Annotated in this window: 4 protein-coding genes; all 4 read right to left on the bottom strand. The window is 73.6% G+C overall.

The window, feature by feature from the left end:
* Nucleotides 1–20 precede the first annotated feature (20 nt).
* Nucleotides 21–1,259 (bottom strand): cytochrome P450, encoded by a 1,239-nt coding sequence (locus ACIP8W_RS13875; RefSeq protein ID WP_401957434.1) that lies wholly within the window; start codon nt 1,257–1,259, stop codon nt 21–23.
* Nucleotides 1,260–1,261: 2 nt separating this feature from the next.
* Complete coding sequence (locus ACIP8W_RS13870) at nt 1,262–2,581, bottom strand: cytochrome P450 (RefSeq protein WP_401957432.1); 1,320 nt, start codon at nt 2,579–2,581, stop codon at nt 1,262–1,264.
* Between the two features lie 86 nt (nt 2,582–2,667).
* The gene (locus tag ACIP8W_RS13865) at nt 2,668–8,940 is read right to left on the bottom strand and encodes a type I polyketide synthase (protein WP_402203065.1); all 6,273 of its coding nucleotides are present in this window, start codon (nt 8,938–8,940) and stop codon (nt 2,668–2,670) included.
* 15 nt (nt 8,941–8,955) lie between these two features.
* Nucleotides 8,956–14,376, bottom strand: a 5,421-nt coding sequence (locus tag ACIP8W_RS13860; protein WP_402203063.1) for an SDR family NAD(P)-dependent oxidoreductase, incomplete at its 5' end; no start/stop codon positions are given.

Genomic DNA, 14,376 nt, shown 5'->3' with positions numbered 1-14,376 from the left:
AGCGCCCGACCGGCCTCCTGTCACCAGGTGACCGTCAGTGTGGTCACCCCCTGTACCGCTTCCGGGGAGCGGGGAGCGATCTCCGTCGAGGGGACCGCCAGGGACAGGTCCGGGAAGCGGCCGAAGAGCGCGTGCAGAGCGATCTCCAGTTCGTGGCGGGCCAGGTTCTGGCCCACACACTGGTGGCTGCCGTGGCCGAAGGCGAGGTGGCTGCGGGCCGGTCGGTGGAGGTCGAGGGTGTCGGGGGCCTCGTAGACGAAGGGGTCGCGGTTGGCGGCGGCGACCGGGAAGAACACACCGTCACCGGCCGCGATGGTGCGACCGCCGATCTCGATCTCCTCCCCCGCCACCCGCATGATGCCGTCGGTGACCGACAGGAAGCGCAGCAGCTCCTCCACCGCCCCCGGCAACAGGTTCTCGTCCGAGCGGAGTTCGGCCGTCTGTTCGGGGTGTTCGAGCAGGGTGAAGGTGCTCAGCGCGATCATGTTGGCGGTGGTCTCGATCCCCCCCAGCAGCAGGACGAACCCGATGCCCACCAGCTCGTGACGGTCCACCGCGCCGTTCTCCGCCTGTCCGGCGACCAGTTCGTCCAGCAGCCCCTCCCCCGGGGTCCCGGCCTTCACCGCCAGCAGTCCGTCCAGGTAGGTGAGCAACTGGAGCCGCGCGTCCTCGATGTCGTTGTGCTCCGGGCCCGTCAGCAGACGCCGCGTCTGCTCCTCGAAGAACTCCCGGTCGGTGACGGGCACCCCCAGCAGCCGGCAGATCACCATCACGGAGAGGGGCAGGGCGTACTCCGCGACCAGGTCCGCGGTCGGGCCCCGCCGCTCCATGGCGTCCAGGAGGCCGTCGGCGATCTCCTGGATCTGCGGGCGCAGCGCCTTGACCCGGCGGGCCGTGAACCCCCGCATCACCAGTCTGCGGTGCCGCGCGTGATGCGGGTCGTCGACGCCGATCAGCGGGATCTGTATCTTGCCCATGCTCTCGGTGCCCCGGGGCACCACCACGGGGAAGCCCGGGTTCTGCCAGTCGGACGAGAGCCGGTGGTCGAGCAGCAGTTCGCGGGTCTCGGCGTGGCCCGTCACACACCACACCACCCGTCCGTCGAAGAGCCGGGCCCGCGCCACGGGGCCCTGCTCCGTCAGCCGGTCGTACCCGGCGGGCGGCCGGTAGGGGCAGGTCCGCGCCATCGGGAAGGGCGGCAGCTCCTCCCCGTCCGGGGCAGGGGGGACGGGGGCCGAGGTGTCATCGTACGTACGCATGGTCACGCCTCCGGGGTTTCGGTTCCGGACGGTCCCAGCCGTACCGGCAGGCTCACCAGCCGCCACTGGCCCGGTGCTTGGATACGCGGCAGCTCGTCCGGGTCGGCCGCCGGGGCCAGCGCCGGGTAGCGGTCCACCAGCAGCCGGGTCAGGGCGGTCTCGACCTCCACCCTGGCCAGCACGGCGCCGGGGCAGAAGTGGTTGCCCCGGCCGAAGCCGATGTGCGGCTCGCCCTTGCCACCCTCCTCCCGGGTGATGTCGAAGCGGTCGGGTTCGGGGAAGGCGCGCGGGTCGCGGTTGGCGGAGCCGAAGACGGGCATCAGGGCGTCCCCCTTGCTGATCCGCTGTCCGGCGATCTCCATGTCCTCGGAGGCGTACCGCAGGACGCTGGTCAGGGACGGGCTGCACCAGCGCATCATCTCGGTGACGGCGGCGGGCCACAGCGCCGGATCGGCGCGCACCAGGTCGAACTGGTCGGGGTGGGTCAGCAGGGCGAGCGCCCCGTTGGTGATCAGGTGGGCGGTGACGTCCTGTCCGGCGTGGATGAGCAGGATGACGGTGTCCACCAGCTCCTTGTCGCTGAGGCGGTCGCCCTCCTCATGGTGGATACGGAGCAGTTCGCTGATCAGGTCGCCGGAGGGGCGGGCGCGCCGGTCGCTCACCATGTCGCGCAGATACTGGACCACCTTGGGGAAGGTCCCGGTGAGCCAGGCCGGGTCGGTGGCGGGGCCCTCGACCCACGCGTACCACTGCGGGCGCTCCTCCTCGGGGATGCCGAGGAACTCGCAGATGACCTCCATCGACACCGGGTGCGCGAAGTGCTGGACCAGGTCGACGACGCCGTCGGTGGCGTGGCCGGGCAGTTCGTCGATCAGCCGGTCGACGACCCCCTGGATGAAGGGCCGCATCCGGGTGACCTCACGGACGGTGAACGCCCGGGTGACGATCCGGCGCAGCCGGGTGTGTTCCGGCGGGTCGCTGCTGAGCAGCGCGGGCGTCATGTAGTCGACCAGTTCGTCCGGGAGCCCGAACTTGCGGGCCAGCTCCTGGCGCGGGTCGCCGCCCTGCCAGCCGGGCACCGACCGCACCACGTCATGGACGAACCGCTGGTCGCCCAGGACCTCCCGCAACTCCTCGTAGCCCGTCACCAGCCACAGGTCGTCGCCGAGGTAACTGCCCCGGCTCACCGGGCAGCGGTCCCGCAGCCGGCCGTACTCGCCGAACGGGTCGGCCAGCATCCCGGGGTCCATCACATCCGTGACGTCCGGTCCGCCCGTGGGCTCCCCGGCCACCGGGCCGGACGATGTCGAAGCAGTGGTCATCTCCGTGCACCTTTCCTTGTTGTTCTTCGCGGTGTTCGCGACTTTTTACGACGCTCTTGGGGGTTCACGACACTCTTCGGGTTCCTTCAGGAACCGGCGGTCAGCCATGCGCGGATCGCCTCGGCCGTGGTCCCGGAGCCTTCCTCCACCATGGAGAAGTGGTCTCCCGGTACGTCGACGACGGTGTCGGCCAGCTCCCAGGAGCTGCGCCAGCCGTCGTCCGTACGGCCTGGGGTGGGCCGTGAGGCCCGTAGCAGCAGTGTCGGTGTGGCGAGCGGCGCCGGCGGGCGCTCGCCGACAATGTGTACGTACCAGCGGCTCGCGGTGAGCCGGGTCCCGTCGAGCGACCCGAATGTGTCGGCGCGCTGCCACATCCCGCTGATCAGGGCCTGCTCCAGTGCGGGCCGGATGTCCCGGTCGGTGAACGTGTCCATCAGCACCACGCCCCGGGCGACCGGCCCGCCGCGTTCCTCCAGCCGCCCGGCCAGGAGGTGCGCGAGCGCGCCGCCGGAGGAGGCTCCGGCGAGGATGAAGGGGGCGCCCCCGGTATGCCGCAGGACCGAGTCGGCGAGCAGGTCGAGGACGGCGTCGAGGGTGGCGGGCAGCCGCTGTCCGGGCAGGAAGCCGGGCAGGGCGACCGCCGACACGTCCCGTTCGCCCTGGAAGCCGGCGGCGAGCCTGGCGTACTGACTCACCCCGCCCAGCGGCATGTTGGCCGGTACGCACACCAGGGCGGGCCCGCCCTCGCCGCGCGCCAGCCGCAGTGGCTCGGGCAGCGGTCCGGCCTCGGCGGCGCCCGTGAACCGGGACCGCAACCGGGCGGTGTGCAGGAGCAGTTCGTTGCCCTCGTCGCTGCGGCCGGACTCGCAGAGCTCGCGGTAGGTCCGGGTCAGGATGTCCGGGCCGGTGCCCGCGTCATCGGGGCGCGACGGCGGGCCGGTCTCCTTCGCCGGTCCGTCGTCGCGGGGCTCGGCGGCGAGGAGTGTGGAGAGATGGGCGGCGAGGGTAGTGGCGGAGGGGTGGTCGAAGACGAGGGTCGCGGGCAGCCGCAGTCCGGTGGCGGCGACCAGCCGGTTGCGCAGCTCCACCCCGGTCAGCGAGTCGAAGCCCCATTCGAGGAAGCCCCGGTCGGCCGCCAGGACGTCGGCGCGCCGGTGGCCGAGGACCACCGCCGACTCGGCCCGGACGAACTCCCCGAGCAGGGTGTCCCGTTCCTCCGGTGCCGTCCGCTCCCAGCGGCGGCGCAGCCCGGCCCCGGGGTCCCGCCCCGGCGCGCCGGACCGGCCGGCCGCGGCGGGCAGCAGCCCGCGCAGCAGCGGTGGTACGGCCGTGGGGTCGGCGGCCCGCAGGACGGCCGGGTCCAGTCCGACGGGCGCGACCAGGGGTTCCTTCAGCGCCATGGCGGCGTCGAACAGGGTCAGCCCCTCCGGGGAGGTGAGGGGGCGGATGCCCGAGCGGGCCGCTCGTTCCCGGTCGGCTGCGCCGAGCGCGGCGGTCATCCCGGCGGTGTTCTCCCACATGCCCCAGGCCAGCGAGACCGCCGGTACCCCGGCCGCCCGCCATCGGGCGGCGAGCGCGTCCAGGGCCGCGTTGGCGGCCGCGTAGCCGCCCTGTCCGGCCCCGCCGAGCAGTCCGGCGACCGACGAGAAGAGGACGAACGCGGAGAGGTCGAGGTCCGCGGTGAGTTCGCGCAGGGCGAGCGCCCCGGCGGCCTTGGGCCGCAGCACCCGCTCCAGCCGCGCGTCGTCCAGGGCGGCGACCAGCCCGTCGTCCACCACGCCCGCCGTGTGGACGATCCCGCGCAGCGGCGCGTCGTCCGGCACCCGGGCCAGGGCCCCGGCGAGCGCCGCCCGGTCGGCGACGTCACAGGCGGCCACCGTCACCCGGGCACCGGCCCCGGTCAGCTCCTCGACCAGCTCGGCGGCGCCGTCCGCGGCCGTACCGTGCCTGCTGACCAGCAGCAGCGAGCGCACACCGTGGGTGTGCACCAGATGGCGGGCGAGCAGGGCGCCCAGCCCGCCGGTGCCGCCGGTGACCAGGACGGTCCCCTCGGCGCCGAAGCCGGGCGCGGGCAGTTCCCCGGCCGTCGTACCGCCCGTGGTGGTCAGCCGGACCAGCCTGGGTCCGTACGCCCGTCCGGCGCGCACCGCCAGCTGGGGTTCGGCGGAGCCGACCAGGTTCCGCACCGCCGCCCAGGAGGCTTTCGCGCTGTCGGTGTCGACGAGTTGGAAACCGCCGGGGAACTCCGCCTGCGCGGAGCGCAGCAGGCCGAGCGCGGCGGCTCCGACGGGGTCGGCGGCGTCCCGGCCCGCCCGGCCCCGGGTGACCACGACCAGCCGGGATCCGGCGAGCCGAGGGTCGGCGGTCCAGGCGCGGACCAGGTCGCGTACGGACCGGACCGCCGCGAGGATGTCACCGAACTCGCCGTCACCGCCATCAGATGTCTCGGCGGCGGGGGCGAGCGGGGCGATCAGGACCGCGCGGGGCGGTGCGGGAAGGTCGTCGAGCGCCTGACGCAGGGCGGTCATGTCGGCGTACGGCTCGGTGAGGACACCGGCCGACTGGAGTCCGGCGGCGAGGCCGAGCCGGTCCTCGCCCACGAGCACCGCCCAGCCGTCCGTCCGGGCCCCGCCGGCCGGTCCGGCCCCGGCGAGGGGCAGTTCGGGCCACTCCACACCGAGCAGTCCGTCCCGGGGGACGGCCGTGGTGAGCGGCCCGGTGGGAGCGGGACGCAGGACCAGGCTCTCCACGTGGGCGACCGGACGGCCGAAGCCGTCGGTGATCCGCAGCGCGACGGTGTTCGGCCCGGCGGCCGTCATCCGTACCCGCAGCACGGGGGCGTCGGTGGCGGTCAGCCAGGTGTCCGCCCAGGCGAACGGCAGCCAGGCGGTGGCCGTTCCGTCGAGGAACGGGCCCAGCCCTACGGCCTGCACAGCGGCGTCCAGCACGGCCGGGTGGACGAGGAACCTCCCCCCGTCGGCCGGTGCGGCGAGCCCGTCCGGTACGGCGATCTCGGCGCACACCTCCGTCCCGTTCCGCCAGGCGGCCCGCAGCCCCTGGAAGGCCGGGCCGTAGCGGAAGCCGCCCGCCGCCGTGTCGTACAGACCGTCCAGGCCGACGGCGGCGAACCCTTCGGGCGGCCAGCTCCCGTCCGCGTCCCACTCCCGGTCGGCTTCCTCCCCTTCCGCCGGGGCGGGCGCAAGGAGCCCTTCGGCGTGCCGGGTCCACGGCTCGTCGTCCGGGGCGTTCTGCGGGACGTTCGGCAGAGTGTTCTGCGAAACGTTCTGCGGGCGGGCGTACACACGTACACTCCGCCGCCCGTCCGCGTCCGCGTCGGAGACGGAGACCTGGACCGCGACGGCGCCGCCGGGCGGGAGGACCAGGGGGGCCGCGAGGGTCAGCTCCTCGACGCGCCCGCCGCCGCACTCGGCCGCCGCCCACGAGGCGAGTTCCACGAAGGCGGTCCCGGGGAGGAGCACGGTCTCCCCCAGTGTGTGGTCGGCGAGCCACGGCTGTTCCGCCACGGACAGCCGGCCCGTGAGCAGCAGCCCGTCCCCGGAGGCCAGCCGTGTGACGGCGCCGAGCAGCGGATGCGCGGCCGGGAGCAGACCCAACGACCTTACGTCACCGCCCTGTTGCGTCTGCGTCCCCTTGAACCAGTAGCGGTCGTGCTGGAAGGCGTAGGTGGGCAGTGTGGCGAGCGGCCCGGCGCCGAGGAGAGCGGCCCAGGGCACGCGGGCCCCGGTGACATGGAGTTGGGCGAGGGCCGTCAGCACGGTGACCGTCTCGTCGCGGCCCTTCCGCAGCACCGGTACGACGGTGGCGTCCTCCCCGAGCACCTCGCGGGCGAGAGCGGAGAGTGTGCCGTCCGGCCCCAACTCGACCCATCGGCAAAGCCCTTCGGCTGCCAGCGAGGTGAGGACGTCGCCGAAGCGTACGGCCTCACGGACCTGTCGCACCCAGTAGGCGGCATCCGGGACACCGATGGCGGTACGGCCGTCGGCGGCCAGAGCCATCGGGATGCGGGGTTCGTGGTAGGAAAGCGCCTCCGCGACCTGGGCGAACTCCGCCAGCATGGGTTCCATCAGGTGGGAGTGGAACGCGTGGCTCACTCGTAGCTCACGGACCGACTCCGGCGGGAACCGGGCGGTGAGGCCCTCGACGGCTTCCGCCGTACCCGACACCACGACGGCGCGGGGGCCGTTGACCGCCGCGATCTCCACACCGTCCACGCCTTCGAGCGCCTCGGTCACCGCGGCTTCGCCCGCCCGTACGGAGGCCATGGCGCCGCCGCCGGGCAGCGCGTCCATCAGGCGGGCGCGGGCCGATACCAGTGTGCAGGCGTCCGCGAGGGAGAGCACCCCGGCGATATACGCCGCCGCGATCTCCCCCACCGAGTGTCCTGCCACCGCCTCCGGCGCGATGCCCCAGGAGCCGAGCAACCTGGCCAGGGAGACCTCCAGGGCGAAGATCCCCGGCTGGGCGCAGCGCGTACGCTCCAGTTCCGCGGCGTCCTCGCCCCACACCATGGTCCTCGTCCCCGGCCCGAGGAGCCCGCACACCTCGTCCCACGCCCGCGCGAACTCCGGGAACGCCGCGTACAACTCCCTTCCCATCCCGAGCCGTTGCGATCCCTGACCGGTGAAGAGCCAGCCCGCACCGCCCGTCCCGGCACTCGCCGCACCGGTCACCACGGCAGGGCTCCGCCCGCCCGTCGCCAACTCGGCGAGTCCGGCGAGGAGTTCGCCCCGGTCCCGGCCGACCACCACGGCCCGCTGCTCCAGTGTCGCCCGCGTACCGACGAGCGAGCGGGCCACGGCCACCGGGTCCAGCTCGGGGTGCTCGGTGACGTACGACCGCAGCCGCTCCGCCTGGCCGCGCAGGCCCTCCGCACCCCGGCCCGACAGTACCCACGGCACCACGGCGGGCGCGACGCTCTCGGGCCCGGCCACCGGTCCCGGCGGCGCCTGCTCCAGGATGATGTGCGCGTTGGTGCCGCTGAGGCCGAAGGAGGAGACGCCCGCCCTGCGCGGGCGGTCGGTCTCGGGCCAGGGGCACTGTTCGGTCAGCAGCTCCACCGCGCCGGTCGACCAGTCCACCTCGGGGGTGGGCTCGGTGACATGCAGGGTCTTCGGCAGGATGCCGTGTTCCAGGGCCAGCACCATCTTGATGATGCCCGCCACCCCGGCGGCGGCCTGGGTGTGGCCGATGTTGGACTTGAGCGAGCCGAGCCGGAGCGGCCGGTCCGCGGGGCGGTCCTGGCCGTACGCGGCGAGCAGCGCCTGTGCCTCGATCGGGTCGCCGAGCCGGGTGCCCGTACCGTGTGCCTCCACCGCGTCGACGTCGGCCGGGGAGAGCCGGGCCGCCGCGAGCGCCTGACTGATGACACGTTCCTGGGAGGGGCCGTTGGGGGCGGTGAGGCCGTTGGACGCGCCGTCCTGGTTCACGGCGGAGGACCGCACGACCGCCAGCACCCGGTGACCGTTGCGTTCCGCGTCGGAGAGCCGCTCCACCAGGAGCATCCCGACTCCTTCGCCCCAACCGGTACCGTCCGCGTCCGCCGAGAACGACTTGCAGCGGCCGTCGGAGGCCAGACCGCCCTGCCGGGAGAACTCGACGAAGGTGCCGGGACCGCACATCACGCAGACCCCGCCGACCAGCGCGAGCGAGCACTCGCCCGCCCTCAGCGCCTGGACCGCCGCGTGGAGCGCGACCAGGGAGGAGGAACAGGCCGTGTCCACAGTCATCGCGGGGCCTTCGAGGCCGTACACATACGACAGCCGACCGGAGAGCACACTGCTCGCACCACCGGAGAGCAGGTGGCCCGCCAGCTCCTCGGGCACCTGGGACCAGCCGACGCCGTACCCGGAGGCCGCCGCGCCGACGAAGACCCCGGTCCGGCTGCCCTTCAGCCCGGCCGGGTCGATGCCCGCGCGTTCGAAGGTCTCCCAGGCGGTCTCCAACAGCAGCCGCTGCTGCGGGTCCATCGCCAGCGCCTCGCGCGGGGAGATCCCGAAGAAGCCCGCGTCGAAGTCGGCGACGTCGTACAGGAATCCGCCCACGGCGCTGTCAACAGCCCTCGGGGGCCCGGCCTCACCGTCTCCGCCGTCTCCGCCGAGGAGGGCATCGGTGTCCCAGCCCCGGTCGTCGGGGAACCCCGTCAGCACGTCCCGGCCCTGGCGTACGACGTCCCACAGGTCCTCGGGCGACCGGACACCGCCGGGGAACCGGCACGCCATGCCGACGACGGCGATCGGTTCCCGGTCGGCGGACCGGGCCTCCTGGAGCTGCTGCCGAGTCTTCTGGAGATCGGCGATGACACGCTGGAGATAACTCCGGAGTTTCTCTTCCTCAGCCATTCCGTGCCTCACCGTTCAGGAGATTCCGAGGTCGTTGTCGACCAGGTCGAAGAGTTCGTCGTTGGTGGCCGACTCCAGGGCGGTGGCGGCGGCATCCCGCGCTCCGCCCGTCCGCTCCTGCCACTTGCCCAGCAGGGTCTGGAGCCGTACGGCGATCCGCAGGCCCTCGCCGCCCTCCGGGTCGAGGGTGTCGAGCGCTGCCTCCAGCCGGGCCAGTTCCTGACCCGCCGTACGCGCCGCCGGCATCCCGTCCGCCGACAGTTCGCCGTCGATCCACTGGGCCAGCGCGGCGGGTGCCGGGTGGTCGAAGACAAGGGTGGTGGGGAAGCGGCAGCCGGTGGCCTCGTTGAGACGGTTACGGAACTCCACCGCCGTCAGCGAGTCGAAGCCCAGTTCCTTGAAGGCGCGGTCCGGGTCGACGGCCGCCGCCGACCCGTGGCCGAGCACCCGGGCCGCCTGGGTACGTACCAGCTCCAGCAGCCGGTCGTAGCGCTCGGCCGCCGACAGCACGGCCAGGGTGCGCCGGAACTCCTCGCCGTCCGCGCCCGGCACCGCCCGGTCCGCGGCTTCGGGGGCCAGGGCCCGGCGTACCTCCGCCAGCTCGTCCAGCAGAGGGCTGGGCCGGGTCACGGTGAAGGTCTGCGCGAACCGGGTCCAGTCGATGTCCGCGACAGTGACCGTCGTGTCGTCCAGGTCCAGCGCCCGCCGCAGCTCCTCGATGCCCCGCCCCGGCGGCATCGCGGTGACGCCCCGGCGGCGCAGCCGGCCGGCGACCTCGGGGTCGGCCGCCATACCGTCCGCGTCCCAGGCGCCCCAGGCGATGGCGGTGGCCGTCAGGCCCTGGGCGCGGCGGTGTTCGGCGAGGGCGTCGAGGAAGGCGTTGGCCGCCGCGTAACCGGCCTGGCCCGCGCTGCCCCAGATGCCCGCGCCGGAGGAGAACAGCACGAACGCGGAGAGTTCCTGATGGATCGTCAATTCATGTAGATGGACCGCCGCGTCGGCCTTCGGCGCGAAGAGCGCGTCGATCCGGCCCGGGGTCAGTTCGGTGATCGGGCTGTTGTCCAGGATGCCCGCCGTGTGGAACACACTGCTCAACGGGTACTCCGCCGGGATGCCGCCCAGGAGGCCGGCGACTGCCTGCCGGTCGGCGACATCACATGCCGTGATCGTCACCCTGGCACCCAACTCCTGTAGCTCACAGCGGAGTTCGTCGGCTCCGGGGGCGTCGGGGCCGCGCCGGGAGACCAGGAGCAGATGTCCGGCGCCCTGTGCGGCGAGCCAGCGGGCCACATGGGCGCCGAGACCGCCGGTGCCGCCGGTGATCAGGGCCGTGCCCGCCGTCTCCGGCCGCCACTCCCCGGGCGTTCCGGTGGCCGGGGCGGGAGCGGGGGCGGGGATCATGCGGCGTCCGTAGCGGCCCGCCGTGCGGACAGCGGTCTGGTCCTCACCGGTCGCCCCGGCCAGGGTCGCGGCCACTCGGGGGATGGTCCTGGCATCCCAAACCCGCGGGATGTCGAGCAAACCGCCCCAGCGGCTGGGGTGTTCGAGCGCGGCGACCCGGCCCCAGCCCCAGATCGCGGCGGCGGCCGGATCCACGCTCTCGGCGCCGGACACCCGGACGGCCTCCCGGGTCAGCGCCCAGATCCGGGCGGTGCCGAGACCGGCCGAGGCCAGGCCCTGGAACACGGCCGTCGCCTCGGTGACGTTCCCGGGCAGACAGACCACGCCCGTCACACCGTCGAGCGGCGCCGCCCCGGCCGTCACGTCCTGGACACTCGCCAGGACCGTACGCGCGCCGTGTGCTTCCAGTGCTTCCGGCAGTTCGGCGGGTATCCCGTCGCCGACCAGCAGCCAGCTGCCGGTGAGCGCGGGGGCGGGTACGGCCGGTTCGGGGAGCGGCTTCCACACCACCCGGTAGCGCCGGCCGTCCGGGCCCCCGGTCCGGGGTGAGGCGGGCGCGTCGAGCCAGTAGCGGCGCCGCTGGAAGGCGTAGGTCGGCAGTTCCACCGCCGGGGCGCCGCCCGGGAACAGGCCCGCCCAGGAGACCGGGACACCCTTGACGTACGCCTCGGCCAACGAGGTCAGGAACCGGCGCGGGCCGCCCTCGGAGCGGCGCAGGGTGCCGGTGACCAGGCAGGGCTGCCGGGTCACCGCCTCCAGGGTGTCCTGGACGCTCATGGTCAGCACCGGGTGGGCGCTGACCTCCACGAAGGCCCGGTAGCCCTGGTCCACCAGCGCCCGTACGCCCTCCTCGAACCGTACCCGCTGCCGCAGATTGCGGTACCAGTAGGCGCCGGTCAGCTGCGTGGTGTCCGCCCAGGTGTTGTCGACGGTGGAGTAGAACGGGATCCGCGAGACGCGCGGGTCCAGGCCCGCGAGCTCCGTCGCCAGGGTCTCCCCGACCCGCTCCACCTGGGCGGAGTGGGAAGCGTAGTCGACAGCGATGCGCCGGGCCCGTACCCCCTGTCGTTCCACCTGGGCGAGCAGGAGGTCCAGTGCCGCCGGCACACCGCTCAGCACCACGGCGTCGGGTCCGTTGACAGCGGCGACCTCGATGTGTCCGGCCCACTCGGGACGGTCCTCCCCGATCCGGGCGACCAGGGTCTCGACGGTGGCGAGCGGGGCGGCGACGGAGAGCATTCCGCCGGCACCGGAGAGTTCCCGGGCGATGGCCCGGCTGCGCAGCGCGACCACCCGGGCCGCGTCCTCCAGGGAGAGCGCCCCGGCCACACAGGCCGCCGCGATCTCGCCCTGGGAGTGTCCGATCACCGCGTCCGGGACCACACCATGAGCGGCCCACAGCTCGGCGAGGGAGACCATCACGGCCCAGGAGACCGGCTGGACGACATCGGCCCGGTCCAGCTCCGGGGCGCCCTCCTCCTGTCGTACCACAGCGAGCAGGGACCAGCCGGTGAGCGGGTCGAGGGCGGCGGCGCAGGCCGCCATACGTTCGGCGAAGTCCGGTGCCGTACGCAGGAGTTCGGCACCCATACCGGCCCACTGCGTGCCCTGCCCGGGGAAGACGAAGGCGAGCGGCCCGTCGACCGAGGCGGTGCCCGTCACCAGGGTGGGCGCCTCCTCCCCCGCCGCGAGGGCACGCAGCGCGGGCAGCGCCTCCACCCGGTCGGCGGCGAGGAGTACAGCCCGCTCGGGGAGCGCGGTACGAGTGGTGGCCAGGGCGTGACCGACCTGCTCGTGGGTCGCCTCGGGGTCGCCCGCCAGATGGCCGAGCAGCCGCTCCGCCTGGGCCCGCAGCCCGTCGCGGGACTTCGCGGAGACCGCCCAGGGCAGGACGGGAGCGCCCAGGGGATGCGCAGCCCCGGTGGGAGCGGGGGCCGTGGGCGCCGTCTCCGGGTACTGTTCGAGGATCACATGGGCGTTGGTGCCACTGATACCGAACGCGGAGACCGCCGCCCGGCGCGGCCGCCCGGTCCGGGGCCAGTCGCGCCGTTCGGTGAGGAGTTCCACCGCGCCCGTCGACCAGTCGGCCTCGGACGTGGGCTCGGTGACATGGAGCGTCCTGGGCAGGACCCCCGCCCGCAGGGCCTGCACGGTCTTGATGATGCCCGCGACACCGGCCGCCGCCTGCGTGTGGCCGATGTTGGACTTGACCGAACCGAGCAGGAGCGGCCGATCCTCGGGCCGCCCTTGGCCGTAGGTCTCCAGCAGGGCGTTGGCCTCGATCGGGTCACCGAGCCGGGTGCCCGTGCCGTGGCCCTCGACCAGATCCACATCGCCCGTGGCCAGCCCGGCATCGGCCAGGGCCTGTCCGATGACCCGCCCCTGGGAGAGGCCGTTGGGGGCGGTGAGCCCGTTGGAAGCACCATCCTGGTTGACAGCCGAGCCACGGACGACCGCGAGGATCCGGTGCCCGTTGCGTACCGCGTCCGAGAGCCGCTCCACCAGCAGCAGACCGGCCCCCTCCGACATCGCCGTACCGTCCGCGTCGGCGGAGAACGCCTTGCAGCGCCCATTGCCGGCAAGACCGCTCTGCCGGGAGAACTCGGCCAGCAGCATCGGGCTGCACATGACGGACACACCGCCCGCGAGCGCGAGACCGCACTCACCGGACCGCAGCGCCCGCACCGCCCAGTGGAGGGCGACCAGGGAGGAGGAACAGGCGGTATCGAGGGTCACCGCAGGCCCCTCGAAGCCGAAGGTGTACGACAGGCGCCCGCTGAGCACACTGGTCGCGCTGCCGGTCAGCAAGTGCCCCTCGATCTCCTCCGGGATCTCTCCGAGCCCCGAGCCGTACCCACTGCCGGTCGCGCCGACGAACACACCGGTCCGGCTGCCGCGCAACGCCGCCGGGTCGATGCCCGCCCGCTCGAAGGTCTCCCACGCCGTTTCGAGGAGGAGCCGCTGCTGCGGGTCCATCGCCAGCGCCTCGCGCGGGGAGATGCCGAAGAAGTCGGCGTCGAACTCCCCTGCGTCGTAAAGGAATCCACCACCGGCCGCGCCGCCCGCCGCCGCCGTGTCCCAGCCCCGGTCCAACGGAAGAGTGCCGACCGCGTCGCCGCCGCCGAGCACCAACTCCCAGAGATCTTTCGGGGAGTTGATCCCACCGGGGAAGCGACAGGCCATGCCGACGATTGCCACCGGATCGTCCGCTGTTCGGTGGGCGCTGTCCGTACGGTCGGTGCTGCCTGCACGGTCGGTGTCATCTGTCCGGTCCGTGCTGCCTGTACGGTCGGCGGGGAGGAGGCGTTCGGCGAGGTGCCCTGCGAGTGCGGCCGGGGTCGCGTGGTCGAAGACCAGGGTCGCGGGCAGCCGCAGGCCGGTCACCTGAACGAGACGGTTACGGAGTTCCACCGCGATGAGCGAGTCGAAACCCAGGCTCTTGAAAGGCTGTTGAGCCTCCACTTCCTCGTTGTCGCCGTCGTGGCCGAGGACGGCCGCCGCGTGCCCGCGCACCAACGTCAACAGCTCGCGCTCCCGCACCGCAGGCGGAAGCGTGGCGAGACGTCGGCGCAGCTCCTGTTCGCCGGTGGCTGCATCGGCAGCGGCGGCTGCCGTCCGGCGCCGTACACCCGCCGACGCCGGGACCAGGGTGCGGATCAGCTCCGGTACGCCGTCACCGGCACCGCGCAGCGCGGGCAGGTCCCAGCGGGCCGGGACCAGGAGCGCCGCGTCCGCTTCGAGTGCGCGGTCGAACAGTTCCAGGCCGCGTTCGGCGGTCATCGGAAGCAGGCCACCACGTTCCGCCCGCCGTACATCGGCCTCGGTGAGGCGGCTGAACATACCGCCGGCCTCACTCTCCCAGGGGCCCCAGGCCAGCGAGAGGCCGGGGAGTCCCTGGGAGCGACGGGTGTGGGCGAGCGCGTCGAGGAAGGTGTTGCCTGCCGCGTAGCTGCCCTGCCCCGGACCGCCCACAACACCCGCGAGGGAGGAATAGAGCACGAACGCCGACAGATCCAGTCCCGCCGTCAGTTCGTG

It is taken from the genome of Streptomyces sp. NPDC088554 (assembly GCF_044752945.1).
In the GTDB taxonomy this organism is placed as follows: Bacteria; Actinomycetota; Actinomycetes; order Streptomycetales; family Streptomycetaceae; genus Streptomyces.
The sequence above is the reverse complement of the archived record's forward strand: the minus strand, read 5'-3'. Positions and strand labels throughout refer to the sequence as shown.

Coding starts and splice junctions, on each gene's coding strand:
- ACIP8W_RS13865 (WP_402203065.1), bottom strand. CDS start 8,940: ATGGCTGAGGAAGAGAAACTCCGGAGTTATCTCCAGCGTGTCATCGCC.
- ACIP8W_RS13875 (WP_401957434.1), bottom strand. CDS start 1,259: ATGCGTACGTACGATGACACCTCGGCCCCCGTCCCCCCTGCCCCGGAC.
- ACIP8W_RS13870 (WP_401957432.1), bottom strand. CDS start 2,581: ATGACCACTGCTTCGACATCGTCCGGCCCGGTGGCCGGGGAGCCCACG.